The sequence below is a fragment of the Arthrobacter sp. BGA-UO-ETr-C19 genome, from assembly GCF_059568005.1.
Window position 1 is genome coordinate 56,441 of the sequence record NZ_JCAQPC010000020.1, and the last position, 16,581, is coordinate 73,021.

Annotated in this window: 17 protein-coding genes; 3 read left to right on the top strand and 14 right to left on the bottom strand. The window is 66.6% G+C overall.

Features of this window, described 5'->3' with window-relative positions:
- Positions 1-13: 13 nt before the first annotated feature.
- From miaA to AC57BR_RS12530, 5 genes are all read right to left on the bottom strand, one after another.
- On the bottom strand, positions 14-913 hold the full coding sequence (miaA, locus tag AC57BR_RS12510) for a tRNA (adenosine(37)-N6)-dimethylallyltransferase MiaA (RefSeq protein ID WP_496360977.1): 900 nt from the start codon (positions 911-913) through the stop codon (positions 14-16).
- A 4-nt stretch (positions 914-917) separates the two neighbouring features.
- On the bottom strand, positions 918-2,465 hold the full coding sequence (gene miaB, locus AC57BR_RS12515; RefSeq protein WP_496360979.1) for a tRNA (N6-isopentenyl adenosine(37)-C2)-methylthiotransferase MiaB: 1,548 nt from the start codon (positions 2,463-2,465) through the stop codon (positions 918-920).
- Positions 2,462-3,019, bottom strand: coding sequence for a regulatory protein RecX (locus AC57BR_RS12520; RefSeq protein ID WP_496361171.1), 558 nt, complete (start codon positions 3,017-3,019; stop codon positions 2,462-2,464). Before AC57BR_RS12520 ends, miaB begins: the two co-directional genes overlap by 4 nt.
- Positions 3,020-3,119: 100 nt before the next feature.
- Positions 3,120-4,172: a recombinase RecA gene (recA, locus tag AC57BR_RS12525; RefSeq protein ID WP_496360981.1), complete on the bottom strand. Its 1,053-nt coding sequence runs from the start codon at positions 4,170-4,172 to the stop codon at positions 3,120-3,122.
- 210 nt (positions 4,173-4,382) lie between these two features.
- Positions 4,383-4,622, bottom strand: coding sequence for a DUF3046 domain-containing protein (locus AC57BR_RS12530; RefSeq protein WP_496360983.1), 240 nt, complete (start codon positions 4,620-4,622; stop codon positions 4,383-4,385).
- Between the two features lie 42 nt (positions 4,623-4,664).
- Here AC57BR_RS12530 and AC57BR_RS12535 point away from each other — a divergent pair, with 42 nt between their 5' ends.
- Positions 4,665-5,174, top strand: a complete 510-nt coding sequence (locus tag AC57BR_RS12535) for a MarR family winged helix-turn-helix transcriptional regulator (RefSeq protein ID WP_496360985.1) — start codon at positions 4,665-4,667, stop codon at positions 5,172-5,174.
- Between the two features lie 100 nt (positions 5,175-5,274).
- Here AC57BR_RS12535 and AC57BR_RS12540 read toward each other — a convergent pair whose 3' ends face one another.
- The 8 genes from AC57BR_RS12540 to AC57BR_RS12575 form a co-directional block, all read right to left on the bottom strand.
- Positions 5,275-5,727: a helix-turn-helix domain-containing protein gene (locus AC57BR_RS12540; RefSeq protein ID WP_003798764.1), complete on the bottom strand. Its 453-nt coding sequence runs from the start codon at positions 5,725-5,727 to the stop codon at positions 5,275-5,277.
- Between the two features lie 169 nt (positions 5,728-5,896).
- On the bottom strand, positions 5,897-6,382 hold the full coding sequence (locus tag AC57BR_RS12545) for a CinA family protein (RefSeq protein ID WP_496360988.1): 486 nt from the start codon (positions 6,380-6,382) through the stop codon (positions 5,897-5,899).
- On the bottom strand, positions 6,379-7,038 hold the full coding sequence (gene pgsA / locus AC57BR_RS12550; RefSeq protein ID WP_496360990.1) for a CDP-diacylglycerol--glycerol-3-phosphate 3-phosphatidyltransferase: 660 nt from the start codon (positions 7,036-7,038) through the stop codon (positions 6,379-6,381). The genes AC57BR_RS12545 and pgsA overlap by 4 nt, the downstream gene beginning before the upstream one ends.
- A 23-nt stretch (positions 7,039-7,061) precedes the next feature.
- Positions 7,062-9,950, bottom strand: a complete 2,889-nt coding sequence (locus AC57BR_RS12555; RefSeq protein WP_496360992.1) for an FtsK/SpoIIIE family DNA translocase — start codon at positions 9,948-9,950, stop codon at positions 7,062-7,064.
- Between the two features lie 84 nt (positions 9,951-10,034).
- Positions 10,035-11,726, bottom strand: a complete 1,692-nt coding sequence (locus AC57BR_RS12560) for a ribonuclease J (RefSeq protein ID WP_496360994.1) — start codon at positions 11,724-11,726, stop codon at positions 10,035-10,037.
- Between the two features lie 42 nt (positions 11,727-11,768).
- Positions 11,769-12,677 carry a 4-hydroxy-tetrahydrodipicolinate synthase gene (gene dapA / locus AC57BR_RS12565; RefSeq protein WP_496360996.1) on the bottom strand — a complete coding sequence of 303 codons (909 nt, stop codon included), beginning with the start codon at positions 12,675-12,677 and terminating at the stop codon, positions 11,769-11,771.
- Between the two features lie 77 nt (positions 12,678-12,754).
- Complete coding sequence (locus AC57BR_RS12570; RefSeq protein ID WP_496360998.1) at positions 12,755-13,549, bottom strand: carbon-nitrogen hydrolase family protein; 795 nt, start codon at positions 13,547-13,549, stop codon at positions 12,755-12,757.
- Positions 13,550-13,558: 9 nt separating this feature from the next.
- The gene (locus AC57BR_RS12575; RefSeq protein ID WP_496361000.1) at positions 13,559-13,993 is read right to left on the bottom strand and encodes a hypothetical protein; all 435 of its coding nucleotides are present in this window, start codon (positions 13,991-13,993) and stop codon (positions 13,559-13,561) included.
- 218 nt (positions 13,994-14,211) lie between these two features.
- On the opposite strand from AC57BR_RS12575, the gene AC57BR_RS12580 reads away from it, so the two are divergent.
- Positions 14,212-14,793: a dihydrofolate reductase family protein gene (locus tag AC57BR_RS12580; protein WP_496361002.1), complete on the top strand. Its 582-nt coding sequence runs from the start codon at positions 14,212-14,214 to the stop codon at positions 14,791-14,793.
- A gap of 66 nt (positions 14,794-14,859) precedes the next feature.
- On the top strand, positions 14,860-16,095 hold the full coding sequence (locus AC57BR_RS12585; RefSeq protein ID WP_496361004.1) for a heparan-alpha-glucosaminide N-acetyltransferase domain-containing protein: 1,236 nt from the start codon (positions 14,860-14,862) through the stop codon (positions 16,093-16,095).
- On the opposite strand, the gene AC57BR_RS12590 is transcribed toward AC57BR_RS12585, so the two are convergent.
- Positions 16,092-16,580: a hypothetical protein gene (locus AC57BR_RS12590; RefSeq protein ID WP_496361006.1), complete on the bottom strand. Its 489-nt coding sequence runs from the start codon at positions 16,578-16,580 to the stop codon at positions 16,092-16,094. The genes AC57BR_RS12585 and AC57BR_RS12590 overlap by 4 nt on opposite strands.
- Position 16,581: the final 1 nt, after the last annotated feature.

Here is a 16,581-nt window from a genome sequence, read left to right on the forward strand (position 1 = left end):
CTTTGGTGCTGGCTCAGCGGGCGAGGTCGGCGGCCTTGGCTGCCAGCCCAGGGTCCTGCCAGTCCAGCCAGCTGATGCGGGGGTCAGCCCGGAACCACGTCAGTTGCCGGCGCGCGAACTGCCTGGTGGCCACGATGGTTTCCTCGGCTGCCTGCGCTGCGTCCGTTTCGCCGTCGAGCACTTTGAGGAACTGGGCGTAGCCAAGTGCGCGCGGTGCGGTCTTGCCGCGGCGCAGGCCCTGGGCGTCCAGCCGTTCGACTTCCGCCAGCAGCCCCCGCTCCATCATCCGGTGCACGCGAACGGCGAGCCGGTCGCGCAGCTGCTCACGGTCCACCTGCAGCCCGATCTGGATGGCCAGCTGGTGGTACTCGCGGGTTGGCATGAAGGAGCTGAACGGGCGTCCCGTCAGTTCGAATACCTCCAGCGCGCGGATGATGCGGCGGGCGTCGCCGAGGCGACCGGCGGAGACGGGATCCACCGCGCGGAGGCGTTCCAGCAGCGCGGCAGTGCCTGCCTCGGCGTTCTCCTGTTCGAGCCGGGTGCGGATTGCCGGGTCGGTTCCCGGAAAATCCAGCACGTCCAGGGCGGCGCGAACATACAGGCCGGACCCGCCGGCCAGGATGGCGCGTTTGCCGCGGCGGTGAATCTCGGCGACGGCGTCCCTGGCCTGCTGCTGGAAGTCGGACACCGATGCCTCCTGCGTCACGTCCAGGATGTCCAGCAGGTGGTGCCGGACACCCCGTTGTTCAGCTTCGGTGACCTTGGCGGTGCCGATGTCCATGCCACGGTAGAACTGCATCGCGTCGGCGTTGATCACCTCGCCGTCCAGGGCCAGGGCAAGTTCGACGGCGAGGTCGGACTTTCCCGATCCGGTGGGTCCGACGACCGCTATGACGGGGGGCTGGCCCGCCACCGGGTCAGCGGCCCCGCACCGGGAGTGACGGCATGCCGAGCGACACGCCGGCCCTGCCTGCCCCGGCGGCACCGGGTGTCGGCGCGCCGCAGGAGTCAGCCTGCGCCCTGTCCCAGGCATCACCGGCGCGGGACCGGCGCAGGGAATAGTCGGCGGCGGTGGCCGGATCAGCGATCAGGTGGAAGGCGGCGGCCTCCGTGACGGCAACTGTCACCAGGTCTCCTGGCCTTGGGGCAGGAGCGCCCACGGGAACTGTGAAGTGGACAAGGCGCTGGTCCTGCGAACGGCCGGAAAGGCGGTGGGTCTCCTCCGACTTGCGGCCGGACTGGGCGGTGACCATGACCTCGACCCGGCGTCCCAGCTGCTTGGCGTTCTCCTCCGCGGCGATGCGGTCCTGGAGCGCGGTGAGGCGCTCAAAACGTTCCTGCACAACATCCTTGGGCAGCTGGTCCGGCAGGTCCGCGGCCGGCGTGCCGGGCCGCTTGGAGTACTGGAAGGTGAAGGCGGTGGCGAAGCGCGACTTTTCGACGACGTCCAGGGTCGCCTGGAAGTCCTCCTCCGTCTCCCCCGGGAAACCGACGATGATGTCCGTGGAGATCGCGGCATGCGGCATCTTGGCGCGGACCTTGTCCAGGATGCCGAGGAACTTCGCCGACCGGTAGGAACGCTTCATGTCACGCAGGACCTTGTCCGAACCCGACTGGAGCGGCATGTGCAGCTGCGGCATGACGTTGGGAGTCTCGGCCATGGCGTCGATGACGTCATCGGTGAACGCGGCCGGGTGGGGGCTGGTGAACCGCACCCGCTCCAGGCCCGGGATCTCGCCGCAGGCGCGGAGCAACTTGGAGAAGGCCTGGCGGTCCCCGAACTCCACCCCGTACGAGTTCACGTTCTGGCCGAGGAGCGTCACTTCGATGGCGCCGTCATCCACCAGGGCCTGGACCTCGGCGAGGATCTCCCCGGGCCGGCGGTCCTTTTCCTTGCCTCGCAGGGCCGGGACGATGCAGAAGGTGCAGGTATTGTTGCAGCCAACCGAAATGGACACCCAGCCCGAATAGACCGAGTCGCGCTTGGTGGGCAGCGTGGACGGGAAGACGTCCAGCGACTCGAGGATCTCCAGCTGCGCCTCGTTGTTGTGGCGCGCCCGGTCCAGGAGGGCGGGCAGGGCGCCGACGTTGTGCGTGCCGAAGACGGCATCGACCCAGGGCGCCTTCTTCAGGATGGTTTCGCGGTCCTTCTGGGCCAGGCAGCCGCCGACGGCGATCTGCATCCCCGGATTGGCTGCCTTGATCGGCGCCAGCTGGCCGAGGTTGCCGTAGAGCTTGTTGTCGGCGTTTTCCCGCACCGCGCAGGTGTTGAAGACCACGACGTCGGCCTGGGCACCGTCCGCCGGCACATAACCGGCGGCTTCCAGCATCCCCGCCATGCGCTCGGAGTCGTGAACGTTCATTTGGCAGCCGAAGGTCCGCACCTGATAGGTGCGGGGCACAGCGGCGTCGTCCGTTGCTGCGTTTTCGGTGCCTGTTGCGGGGGGAGGATAGGTCAGACTCACCCATTAAGGGTACCGGCTACCGGGGGTGCCGGGTGCGCCCACTCCCAGTGAGCGCTGACCCCGAGGGCTTCCTCGTCGGCCTGAGCACCCCCGGCTGCAGCGTCCAGTACTTCGGCCACGATCCGAAAGGCCTGCGAGGGCTGGTAGCCCTTGCGGGCGAGCATTGATGCGAGCCGCCGCGTGGTCTTGTCGCGCTCCGCCCGGTCTGACAGGTCTGTCCCCGGCCGCAGCTTGCGTTCCACGAGATGGCGCGCGGCGGCTTCCTCGTCCTCGTCACTGAGCTGCTCCAAGGCGGAGGCCGCCGTCTCAGGGTCAATGCCCTTGTCCGCCAGTTCCCGGCGGAGGGCTCCCCTGGCCAGCCTGCGCGACTGCGACCGGCTCCGCACCCACATGTCGGCGAATTCGGCGTCGTCAACGAGCCTGACCTCTTCGAAGCGGTCCAGCACGGCCGCGGCGACGTCCTCAGGCACGTTGCGCTCGGCCAGCTTGCGTTCGAGCTGCAGCCGGCTTTTGGGCGATGCGGTCAATTGGCGCAGCACAATGGCGCGCGCCACCGACGCCGGATCTGCGTCCTGGTCCTCGTCCGGTTCCGGGCCGGGTCCTGCTGTGCGGTCCCCTCCGGCCTTGGCGAAGGCCGAAGGGGACCGGCGTTTGCTAGAAGCCGTCAACGGCCTTCAGCTTCGGTGAGGCTTCAGCGTCGGCCGCAGGCTTGATTCCCACACCGAGCTTTTCCTTGATGAGCCGTTCCAGTTCCGCAGCGAGCTCCGGGTTGTCGCGCAGGAAGCGGCGCGAGTTCTCCATGCCCTGGCCAAGCTGGTCGCCGTCGTACGTGAACCAGGACCCCGACTTCTTGATGATGCCGTGCTCCACGCCCATGTCGATGATGCCGCCCTCGCGGGAGATGCCCAGCCCGTAGATGATGTCGAATTCGGCGATCTTGAAGGGCGGGGCCATCTTGTTCTTGACGATCTTGGCCTTGGTCCGGTTGCCGACGGAATCGGCACCTTCCTTCAGGGTCTGGATGCGGCGGACGTCGATGCGCACGGACGCATAGAACTTCAGCGCCTTACCACCGGTGGTGGTTTCCGGTGAGCCGAAGAACACGCCAATCTTTTCACGCAGCTGGTTGATGAAGATGGCGGTGGTCTTGGTCTGGCTCAGCCGGCCGGTGATCTTTCGCAAGGCCTGGCTCATGAGCCGTGCCTGCAGGCCGACGTGGCTGTCGCCCATGTCGCCCTCGATTTCCGCGCGCGGCACCAGGGCAGCCACGGAGTCGATGACCACGATGTCCAGCGAGCCGGAGCCCACCAGCATGTCCATGATCTCCAGGGCCTGTTCACCGGTGTCCGGCTGGGAGACCAGCAGGGCGTCCGTGTCCACGCCGAGCTTGGCGGCGTATTCGGGATCGAGGGCGTGCTCGGCGTCGATGAACGCAGCGATGCCACCGGCACGCTGGGCATTGGCCACGGCGTGCAGGGCCACGGTGGTCTTACCCGACGATTCCGGTCCATAGATTTCTACGACGCGGCCGCGCGGGAGACCCCCGATGCCGAGTGCGACATCCAGCGCGATGGAGCCGGTGGGAATGACCTCGATGGGGGCGCGTGTCTCGTCGCCCAGCCGCATGATCGATCCCTTGCCGAACTGCTTGTCAATCTGCGCGAGCGCTGCTTCAAGCGCTTTTTCACGATCCGGGGCTGCCGCCATGGTTCACACCTCTAATGCTTTCTCGCTTTGGAGGGGCCTCTGCGGCCCTTTGTCTGTCATCACCGACGCTAGCGCCACCCGCTGACATTCTTACCGGGCAGGCGTGCATATGTGGATAACCCGCTGGCAAAAAGCATAGCCGCATCCGAACAGATATTCGAACAATCGGTCGGCGTGTCAGCAGCTTCTCGGGCCGGGCCGGTAGCCGACTCAGACCAGGTCTGGCCCGCCCTGGCGGGGCTTGATGTCGCGGCCGAGGCGCCGCTCCTCGGGGACGTCCTGCACGTCGCACACCGCGAGCCAGACGTCTCGCGGACTGACGCCGGCGGCGAGGGCCTGGTTCGCCGTCCGGCCTCCGACCCCCGCAAGGACAAGGGAACCGCCCAGCACGCGCGAGTACCCGGCCCCGAATTCATCGTCCATCAGCCGCCAGAAATCACTAATCCTCACTCAATACAGTCTCTCACGTGCGCTGACTCTAGAATGGTTGCCATGAGCAACCCCGCTGAAGCCCCCGAAGCCGCTGGCCCCTTCGAGGACACGCTTGATACAGCACTGACAAATGTGGAGCATCAGATCAGCATTTTCTGGCGACGGGCCCGGTCCGTTTCCCAGCAACTGTCGCGCGAGGTCCACCCGGATATGGAGCCGGCCGCCTACGGCCTGCTCACCGTCATCCGCAAGAGCGGGCCAATCCGTCTCACGGAACTCGCGTCCTGCATCGGCGTCGGCAAGCCTTCCGTCAGCAGGCAGATCGCGTTCCTCGAAAGCATCGGCCTGGTCCTCAAGGAAGCCGATCCCCTGGACGGCCGGGCGCAAACCATCAGGCTTACCGCCGAGGGTGAAGAGAAGATGCACCAGGTGCAGGATGCCCGGCGGCAGGTGTTCCGGGAGCGTCTGGGCGAATGGCCGGTGGCGGACCTCGAGGCACTGGCCGCCTACATGGCCAAGCTCAACGCCACCTACGAACGTGACGGGTTTCCCAAAGACGGCGGCTCGTAGCCTTCGGGGGCGCGACTGGACAGCAGTGCACGACGAAGGCCTCCGGCAGACTGCCGGAGGCCTTCGCTGTGGTCCTGTGGTTCCGGGTTACCGGATCCCGTTAGCGGGCGCCGGAGAGCATTTCCGTTGCCAGTTCATTGTTGAGCTCGCTGCTCAGGTCGCGCTCAAGGTCCCGGCCGTAACGCTGGGAGAATTCCTGCGGGACAGTGTCCGGCACGGCAACGCCTTCAGCGACTGCAACGCGGTCGCTGACCTCGCGGAGCATGCTGGAAAGCGGAACATCGAGCGCCGAGCAGATCGAGGACAGGAGTTCCGAGGACGCTTCCTTCTGGCCGCGTTCCACCTCACTGAGGTAACCCAGGGATACCCGGGCGCTGTGCGAGACTTCGCGGAGGGTACGCCCTTGACGCTGGCGGACATCGCGCAGAACATCACCAATTTCGTGACGAAGTACAACCATCTTGCGCTCCTTCTGTTCGCTCTTGGCCTGATCGGCGAGGCCCACGTCCTTCCAGCGGACAACGCCGTTAACGGACACGGGCTGCTTTACCATCTGTATCGCCTTGCTCCCTCATGCTTTCGATTCACTGTGACGCGAACCGCATTTGTTCTCTTCATCCTAGGCGCCTCCCTCCAGGAGAGGCGACACAATGTGACAACTATTCGGAATCGCTTTTTGTTCCCGGCAACCTTACTCCCGGTAGCTTAGCGCAGTCATGGGCTCAGCCCAGCGCAGCCAGTGCCTCCTGCAGACGCTCCAGCGCAGCGGCACAAGCAAGCGCGCGGATCTCTGCCCGGCTGCCTTCGAAGCTGTAGGGGAACGCCTGTGTCCCTCCTGTGCCTGCGATGCCTATGAAGACCGTTCCCACGGCCTTGCCGTCGTGCGCCTCAGGCCCCGCGACGCCCGTGGTGGACACCGCCAGGTCCGCGCCGCAGACGCGCCGGGCACCTTCCGCCATGGCGGAAGCCACCGCTTCGTCCACCGATCCGACGGCGTCCAGCAGGTCCTGCGGAACGCCAAGAACGTCCCGCTTCACGGTGTTGTTGTAGGAGACCACGCCGCCCTGCAGCATGGCAGACGCCCCCGGGGTGTCGGCCAGGACGGCGGCCACCATTCCGGCGGTGAGTGACTCCGCGGTGGCGACGGTGACGCCCCGCCCGACGGCCGCGGCCACGGCCTCCCCGGCGATCCGGTGCAGATTCGTCACGGCTGGCCCTCCTCTTTTTCTGCCTGGCCGGCGTCAGCAGCGCGCCGGCGCAGCCCTTCCGACCTGACCTTCAGCGCCTGGACAACGTATTCGACGCCGGTCCAGACGGTGATCAGCACGGCTGCCAGCATCACGGCGAAGGCCACCCAAGTCAGCCACGGCGCGATGGATGCCAACGGAAGGAGGTAGAGGAAGATCGCGACGGTCTGGACGACTGTCTTGAGCTTGCCGCCGCGCGATGCCGGGATGACGCCGTAACGGATCACGAAGAACCTCAGCGCCGTAATCCCCCATTCACGGACCAGGATCACGATCGTGATCCACCATGGCAGCTCGTTCAGGACGCACAGCATGACCAGCGCGGAACCGGTCAGAAGTTTGTCCGCGATCGGATCGGCGATCTTGCCGAAGTCGGTGACCAGTCCCCTGCTGCGGGCAATGTCGCCGTCGAGCTTGTCCGTGTAAATCGCGACGGCGAACGCCGCCACTGCTGCCCAGCGCCAGGCCCCGGATTCGCTGCGCAGGCCGGGGGCATCGGCGACGAGGAACCACACGAAGAACGGCACCAGCACAATGCGGAGCATCGTAAGGATGTTGGGGAGATTCCAGATCCCGGAGCTGTTGGAGCCGGCCGCGGTCGCTTCGGTGCTAGTCACCCTTCTAGGCTACCGTCTCGGCACTACCGGCCGGTGAGGGACCAAGCGTCCTCGGAGCCGTCCTCGTCGTCACCGGAACTGTCGGCGCCGTCGTAATAGTCGACGCTCTGGGTACGGTTGTCCAGGTCGGCGGCGACGAGGTCCTCCGCGTAGCCGCCCTGCGCGATGTTGGCGTTGGCGTTGTCGCTGAGCGCGGCGGTCTGCGAATCTGCCGTCGCCGGAGCCTCCTGGCCCTTCATCGCAGCCAGCACCGCGGCGAGGTCGTCCGGCTTGACCAGCACATCGCGGGCCTTGGAACCTTCCGACGGGCCAACCACGCCGCGTGATTCAAGCAGGTCCATGAGGCGGCCGGCCTTGGCGAACCCGACGCGGAGCTTGCGCTGCAGCATGGACGTCGAGCCGAACTGGGTGGTGACCACCAGCTCCGTGGCCTGCAGCAGCACTTCGAGGTCGTCCCCGATGTCGTCGTCGATCTGCTTCTTCTGCGCTTCGGGTGCGACGTCGTCACGGTACACGGCCTGGAGCTGGCCCTTGACGTGTTCAACCACCTTGTGGATCTCGGACTCGGTGACCCAGGCGCCCTGCACACGCATCGCCTTGGAGGCACCCATCGGCAGGAACAGCGCGTCACCCTGTCCGATCAGCTTTTCCGCCCCGGGCTGGTCGAGGACCACGCGGGAGTCGGTCACGGATGACGTGGCGAAGGCCATGCGGGACGGCACGTTGGCCTTGATCAGGCCGGTGACCACATCAACGGACGGGCGCTGTGTGGCGAGTACCAGGTGGATGCCGGCGGCGCGGGCCAGCTGCGTGATGCGGACGATGGAATCCTCGACGTCGCGCGGCGCCACCATCATCAGGTCGGCGAGCTCATCGACGATCACCAGAAGGTACGGGTAGGGCCGGATAACGCGCTTGGAGTCCACCGGCGGCTGGACCTTGCCTGCCCGCACTGCCTTGTTGAAGTCGTCGACGTGCTTGAAGCCGTAGTTGGCGAGGTCGTCGTAGCGGGCGTCCATTTCGCGGACCACCCACTGCAGCGCCTCGGCCGCCTTCTTGGGGTTGGTGATGATGGGCGTGATGAGGTGGGGCACGCCCTCGTAGGCCGTAAGTTCCACACGCTTGGGGTCCACCATGACCATGCGGACCTCGTCGGGGGTGGCGCGCATCAGCAGGGACGTGATCATGGAGTTCACGAACGAGGACTTACCGGCACCGGTGGCACCGGCCACCAGCAGGTGGGGCATTTTCGCCAGGTTGGCCACGACGTAGCCGCCCTCGACGTCCTTGCCGACGCCCATGACCATGGGGTGGTCCGTGCGGCGGGCGTTCTGGCTGCGCAGGACGTCGCCGAGGGACACCGTCTCACGGTCCGTGTTGGGGATCTCGATGCCGATGGCCGACTTGCCGGGGATGGGGCTCAGGATGCGGACGTCGCTCGAGGCGACGGCGTACGAGATGTTCTTGGACAGCGCGGTGACCCGCTCCACCTTGGTGCCGGGCGCCAGTTCGATCTCGTAGCGGGTCACGGTCGGACCCCGGCTGAAGCCGGTCACGGTGGCATCCACATTGAACTGCTGGAGCGTGTCCGTCAGGGCGGCCACGACGGCGTCATTGGCTTCCGTGCGCTCCTTGGGAATGGATCCGGGCGTCAGCACATCGGAGGACGGCAGCGTGTACGTGACGTCGCCCGCGAGGGACAACTGCTCCGTGCGCTGCGGGATGGGGGTGGGCAGCGGCGCAGGCGCCACAGGTTTGGCAGGCACCTGCACGGCAGCGCCGGGAGTTGCACCGGGTACAGGCGCAGCGCCGGCCATGCCCGGGACCACGAGCGGAATGGCCTCGGTGGCGTTCTCGGTGTCGGCGCCCTTGGCGCCGAGCCCCTGGGCTGCCTTGATCTTCTCGACGGCGATCTCCGCCTGGGTGGGCCGCCGGACTCCGGGGGCCACGGCGGGGGCTCCCTTTCCGTCGCCCGGTGACGGGTCGTCGTCGTCGATGACGGCGTGCTCAAAGGCTTCGTCTCCGACGTAGCCCTCCAGCCGGGGATCGGCGTCCTCGTCCTTGCCAAAGAGCCGCTTGCGCTTCTTCTTCGGGGCGGGAGGGGTTTTCTCGTCCAGGTAGCTACGGTCGTGGGCGTCGCCGTCGTCCTCCTGAAGGTCGATGCCCATCAGGTGCTCATAGGCCCCGCGCAACCGCCGCGGAATCGCTCCGAACGGAGTGGCCGTGACGATAAGCACCGACACGAAGGCCAGCAGCCCGTACAGGACCACCGGGACGGCGGGGTGAATGGCGGCCAGCGGGGAGGCCGCCAGGAATCCCAGCATGCCGCCTGCCTGCCGCAGCCCGTCGAAGCCCTCGCTGACGGTGGGCTGGCCGCCCACGATGTGCGCGATGCCGCAGCCTGCGAACGTCATGATGAGGAAGCCGATGCCCACCCGGTTGTTTCCGCGGCCATCCACAGGCTGCCGGAACAGCCTGCAGGCGCACACGAAGAGCATGAGCGGCAGGACCAGCGACATCCAGCCGAAAGTGCCGTTGACCACGGCGTAGACAGCGTCCGGGAACCAGCCTCGGAAACCCCACCAGGCGAAGGTGGCGATGAAGACCGCCAGGGCCAGGTTGAACAGGGCAGCCCCGTCACGGCGGTCCTCGGGGGCCAGGTCGCTGACGTCCTGGCCAATGCGGCGGACTCCCCCGCCCACCAGGTGGCCGATGCCCAGCCAGGCCCCGCCGGCCACCCGCAGCAGCCAGGGCTGCCGGTGTTCGACGGCGGGAAGCTGGCGCGTGCGGGCGCTGCCGCCCGACGATCCGGACCGGCCGGATTTGGCCGCCGAGGAGCCGCTGCGGCCCGCGGATGCGCCCGTTTTACTGCTGGAGGTACGTTTTGGCGCGGGGGAAGTACGAGTGGCCATATCTGCCACGGTACTCCACTGCGGCCGCAGAACCGCGGATTTCCGGGCCTTCGGGGGCTGTGTTCAGCCCCCGGGCACCCGTGGTTAGGCCTCCAGGACCACCGGGATGATCATGGGGCGCCGGCGCAGCTTGCGGTTGACCCAGGTGCCGACGATCCTCCGGACGATCTGCTGCAGCTGGTGGTTGGTGTGGTCCGCGTTGCTGAGCACCGCCTCCTCCAGCGCAGCGTTGATCTTGGGAATGATGTCGTCAAAGACCGAGTCGTCCTCGGCGACGCCGCGGGCGTGGATCTCGGGACCGGAAACAACCTTGCCCGTGGCCCGGTTGATGACCGTGATGATGGAGATGAAGCCTTCATCGCCCAGGACACGGCGGTCCTTGAGGTCGGCGTCAGTGATTTCGCCGACGCTGGAACCGTCCACATACACGAAACCGACCTCAATCTGGCCCACGATGTCGGCCTGGTGGTCCTTCAGGTCGATCACCGTGCCGTTGTCCGCGAGCAGGATGCTGGCGGTCGGAACACCCGACTCCTCCGCGATCTTGCCGTTGGCGATCAGGTGGCGGGTCTCGCCGTGCACCGGCATGGCGTTGAGCGGCTCGAGGATGTTGTAGCAGTAAAGCAGCTCCCCTGCCGCGGCGTGGCCGGACACATGGACCTTGGCGTTGCCCTTGTGGATCACGTCGGCGCCGAGCTTCAGCAGGCCGTTGATGATGCGGAAGACGGCATTCTCATTGCCGGGTATGAGGCTGGACGCCAGGATGACGGTGTCGCCCTGGCCTACCACTACGCGGTGGTCTCCGTTGGCCATGCGTGAAAGCGCGGCCATGGGCTCGCCTTGGGAACCGGTGGACATCAGCACTACCCGGTTGTCGGGCAATGTGTCGATGTTCTTCAGATCCACCAGGATGCCGTCCGGCACGTGCAGGTAGCCAAGCTTGGCGGCGATGGCCATGTTCCGCACCATGGAGCGTCCCACGAAGGCGACGCTGCGGCCGTGCTTGGCCGCGGCGTCCAGGACCTGCTGCACCCTGTGGACGTGCGACGAGAACGACGCGACGATGATGCGCTTCGTGGCCTGGCCGAAGAGCCGGTCCAGGGTGGGACCGATCTCCTTCTCGGCGGTGGTGAATCCCGGGACGTCGGCGTTGGTGGAGTCGGACATGAACAGGTCCACGCCTTCTTCGCCCAGCTTCGCGAAGTGCCGGAGATCGGTGATGCGGCCGTCGAGGGGCAGCTGGTCCATCTTGAAGTCGCCCGTGTGCAGCACCGTGCCGCCGGCCGTGCGGATGAAGACGGCCAGGGCGTCCGGGATGGAGTGGTTGACGGCCACAAACTCGCACTGGAAGGGGCCGAACTGCTCCACCTGCCCCTCGGTGACGGACAGGGTGTACGGCCTGATGCGGTGTTCCTGCAGCTTGGCCTCGACCAGCGCCAGCGTCAGCTGGGAGCCCACGAGCGGAATGTCGTTGCGGAGCCGCAGCAGATACGGAACGGCTCCGATGTGGTCCTCGTGGCCATGCGTGAGGACCACGGCGACGATGTCATCGATCCGGTCTTCGATGTAGGAGAAATCGGGCAGGATCAGGTCAACGCCGGGCTGGGTTTCCTCGGGGAAGAGGACGCCGCAGTCGACAACCAGCAGCTTGCCGTCGATTTCGAACACAGCCATGTTCCGGCCGATTTCGCCCAGCCCGCCCAGCGGAACAATCCGCAGGGTGCCTTGGGGAAGGCGGGGAGGGGTAACGAGGCCGGGGAGGGCTACTTGGGTCATAATGCACTTCTTTCCAGACGGAAGAGTGCCGGTCTCAGTCCGTCAGGAAAAGACCAGCCCTCCTTTCGCCAAGTCCTCGCGGATGGTTTCGATCTCGGCTTCGTCCGGCTCCACGAGGGGCAAGCGGACAATCGAGTTGGGCAGGACTCCCTGCCATTTAAGAATTTGCTTCGCTGCAACGGCACCCTGGACACGGGTCATCGTGGCGCGCACTACCGGCTCAAGCTCGAAGTTGATCTTGCGGGCCGTTCCGAGGTCGTTCGCGTTAATCGCGTCGATGAGCTCCCGGAAGCGGCGGGTGGCGATGTGCGTGGTGACACCCACAAGGCCCACGGCGCCCAGAGCCATCCACTGCAGGGTCAGGCCGTCATCGCCGGAGTAGAAGGCGAGATCGGTCTCGGCCAGGACGCGGGTGGCCGCAGCGAAGTCGGCCTTGGCGTCCTTGACGGCGACGATGTTCGGGTGCTGGGCCAGGCGGATCATGGTGTCCGGCGCGATCTCGATGGATGACCGTCCGGGGATGTCGTAGAGCATGACAGGCAGGTCCGTGGCGGAGGCGACCGTCTCAAAGTGTGCCCGGACACCGGCCTGGCTGGGCTTGTTGTAGTACGGGGTGACGATCAGCAGGCCGTCGACGCCCAGCTTCGCGGCTTCCTGGGACAGGTGCACGGAGTGGGCGGTGTCGTTGGTTCCCGTGCCGGCGATGACGGCGGCACGCCCCCCGACGGCCTCCATCACGGCGCGGAACATTCCGAGGTTTTCCTCGTCGGTGAGGGTGGACGTCTCGCCGGTGGTGCCGGTGACGACGAGGCCGTCGCAGCCGTCGTCAACGAGCTTGCTGGCAAGTTCCGCGGCCTGCTGGTAATCGACCTTGCCGTCAGTGGTGAACGGGGTGACCATGGCGGTCAGGAGGGTGCCCAGGGCAGGAATGTTCGCGGAAGTGTCAGCCATGGGAAAAACGTTACCCTGTCACGTGCAGGTTAGGACAATGGCCGCCGCGTGATGATCGTCAAATTCCGGCGCGCAGGCTAGCCGCGGTAGCGGTCCAGGGAGCCCCGCCGCAGGACAGCGGTGACCACTTCCGTTCCGGTACCGCCAGCCTGCTGCATCGACAGCCCGTCCGGCCCCCAGAAACCGCTAAGGCCGCAGGACGGCCCCAGCGGCGTGCTGCCGCCCAGGTTGGCCAGGACGCCGTACATGCGGTTGTCCATGGCCCGCGCCCCAAGATGCAGTCCCAGCCGATGGCCTTCCTCCTGCGTGTAGAGCGCCGAGACGGCGTACACGTCGGCTCCGGCGGCGGCAGCAGCGCCGGAGTGCGCCGGATGTGCAGCATCGAAGCAGATGGCCAGCGCGACCTTCCAGCCGTCCACGTCCAGCATCAGCGGTTCGGGCCCAGCTTCAAACAGAGATTGTTCGTCACCGTGCAGGTGCGCCTTGAAGCCAGCCTCTTCCGCGCCGTTCGGGTGGATAGCGAGGCATGCGAGCCGTGGCGTGCCGTCACGCTCCCGGAAGGGCGCCCCGACCACAGCGGTGATGCCGGTTCTGCGGCAGATCTCCCGGATGGGGTCCAAACGAGGATCCGAGGGCGCCACCCAGCGGCCCCCGCCGCGTTCGTCCCCGCCTGACTGGTCCCCGCCAAGCTGGTCCCCGCCGCGTAGCAGCGGCAGGTTGTACCCCGTGAGGGAGAGCTCGGGGAACACCACCAGCCTGGCACCGTGCGAGTCGGCGTCCTCGATGAGGCGCACATGCTCAGGCACATTGGTGTCGATGCCGCCGTCCAGGCCTGCGTACTGGATGGCGGATACGGTCAGGGGTGCGGTCACGAGCCCATCCTAGGCGGGGCCGGCCCCAGAGCAGTACCGCTCTACGGCCATCTCCCGCAACGATTCAGCCCAGAGGGTGAGGCGCTGCGCGGCGCGGACGTAGTGGAACAGCTCCGTGGGCGTCAGCGCATCGACATCCGTTTCGGACAGCCGGCGTGCCAGCTCCGCCCCCGGCACCTGGTCAGAGAGCGCAATGCCTTCCCGGCCCCACTGGACATCCTCGGCAGGCTCCCCCGAAACGAGCTGCCGGAAAAGGAAGTCCACCACGCCGGGGCTCATCGCCTTCAGCGGATCACCGTTCTGCGGATCACCCCTCAGTCGATCACCCCTGAGCGGGTCAGCCCTTGGCGCATGTGCCGTGAGGGGGTCACTCTTGAGCCGGTATCCATCCGGCTCGCGCCCTTCGAGCTGGTGGCCTGCCGGACGCCCTGATGACTTCTTCATGCCGGAAATACTATTCGAACATATATTCGAATACAAGATCCTGTCTGGCCTAATCCTGACTGCCAGACCAATCTGAATACGTGGCCAATCCTGAGTTAGGGGTACGACAGTCCGTAGTCCCCAACCCCGTCCCGTCCTGTCGCGCCGGATGCCCGAGTGCTTCACTGGAAGGTACGACGGCGGGCCTGCCGCCTTCCGCCGCCAGCTGGAGGTGCCGAATGCGCAAGATCATCCTGATGATGTCGGTGTCCCTGGATGGATTCTTCGAGGGGCCCGACCGGGACATCAGCTGGCATCTGGTGAACGAGGAACTCCTCAGCCACCTTAACGAGCGGTTCCGGACGATGAGTGCCTTCATGTCCGGGCGCATCACCCATGAGCTGATGGCGGATTTCTGGCCCGCGGCCGACCAGAATCCCGGCCTCTCGGCGCCCATGGCCGAGTTCGCCGGGATCTGGCGGGAGATGCCCAAGTTCGTGTTTTCGCGGACCCTCGCGCAGGCCGCCTGGAACACAACGGTGATTCACGACGTCGTGCCTGAACAGATCGCGGAACTGAAGGCCCAGCCCGGCGGCGACATCGCCCTTAGCGGCGCCAACCTGGCCTCCACCTTCATCCGGCAGGGCTTGATCGACGAATTCCGGATTCTCGTCCATCCCGTGGTTCTGGGGCGCGGCCGGCCCCTGTTCGAAGACCCCGATACCGGAATGAGCCTCAAGCTCGAGGGAACGCTGTCGTTCGGCAACGGCGTTGTTTTGCTGCATTACTCGAGCGACGGTGACTCGAGCGACGGCGGCTAAGGCAGCGGCCGTAGACACCGGTTCACGAAAATCAGGCCTGCACGGCGGATATGAGACGATCGCATCATGACCTCGCGGAGCACGGCTGCATCGTCCAAGACAGCGAAGGGGCCGGCTACGGGCGTCCGACTGGCCGGCATTGACGCTGCCCGCGGCCTGGCACTCCTTGGCATGATGGCCACGCACCTGCTCCCGACCTTCGAGCCCAATGCCGCACTGACACCGACCTGGGTGGGCCTGACGTTCTCCGGCCGTGCCGCCGCCCTGTTTGCCGTGCTCGCGGGAATCGGCCTCGCCCTGTCCACCGGCAAGCAACAGCCCCTTGAAGGACCCGCACTGACGGCGGCACGGCGCGGCATCGCGATGCGCGCCCTGGTGATTGCCGTTGTCGGGCTCGCGCTTGGGGGACTTGACGTCAACATCGCGGTGATCCTGGTGCATTACGCCGTGCTGTTCCTGTGCATTCTGCCGTTCATCGGGCTGCGGCTGAAAGCCCTGTGCGCCTGGGCAGCGGGCTGGATCCTGCTGTCCCCGGTGCTTGCCTTCCTGCTTCGGCCCTGGCTCATGGCCGCGGATCCGCCGCTGCAGCTCAACCACAATCCGGGGTGGGAGGACTTCACCACTCCGGGCCAGTTGCTTGGCGACCTGTTCCTGACGGGGTACTACCCGGTGTTCCAGTGGATTTCGTATCTGCTGGTGGGGCTCATCATTGGCAGGCTCGCGCTGACCACGGCAATCGTTCCCGTGTTGCTGCTGCTCGGCGGCACTGCCGTGGCGGCATTCTCCAAGGTCCTGGGCACGGCGGCGATGGAGCAGTGGGGCGGCCGCGCCGCCCTGCAGGACATCCTCAGGGACCCCAACTATCCGCTGGACAGCCTCCTGCAGGTCAACCTCGCAGGGGTCCGGCAGGAGGGATCGTGGTGGTGGCTGGCCAGCAGCGCGCCCCATTCCGGAACCACGCTGGACCTGCTGCATACCAGCGGCGTGGCGGCCGCCGTCGTCGGCCTTTGCCTTCTGGTGGGCAGGCTGGGACAGTGGCTGGCCCTGGACCTGCTGCTTCCGCTGCGGGGACCCGGCGCCATGACGCTGACGCTGTACACCGCCCATGTTTGCGTGGTGGCGTCGTTCCATCTCAAGCCGTTGCCTGTCGGATGGACCGAGGACGGGATGTACTTCGCACACGCGGCGCTGGCCGTGGTGATCGGAATGGTCTTCGTCATCCTGAAATGGCGAGGTCCGCTGGAGTGGCTCGGGCACGCCGCCAACCAGGTGGGCCGGCACCAGCCGGCAAGAATCCGCTAACGGGCCACAGCGTCGCCGGAGGCGCGGAACAGGCGCACCGCATCGCGCATGGACGAACGTGCCCGCTTCCGGTCGCCCGACGCGTCATAGGCGCAGCTGAGCCTGAACCAGGACCGCCAGTCGTCCGGGGCGGCTTCTGTTTCCGCGCGGTACTTCTCGAACTCCTGGTCCGCGGCAGCACGGATGATCCGCCCGGCCGGGGTGCGGGGCAGGTTGTCCTCCGGCAGGCCGCCTTCGGCTTCAAGCACACGTGCCATCTGTTCGGTCCGGGCGCCGAAAAGGAGCTCCCGGATCAGGGCCCAGGCGCCGATCACCGGCAGCACGAGGTACGCCGCGCCGATCGCTTTGGCCACCGGCTCGGCGTCGGTCAGCAGCAGGACGGAGCGCTGGAAGGACACCACGAGATAGAAGACCAGCAGGAGCGTCACCGCGCCCACCCAGATCTTGGTGCGGTTTGTCCCGAGCCAGCCAAGAAGCGGTTTCACT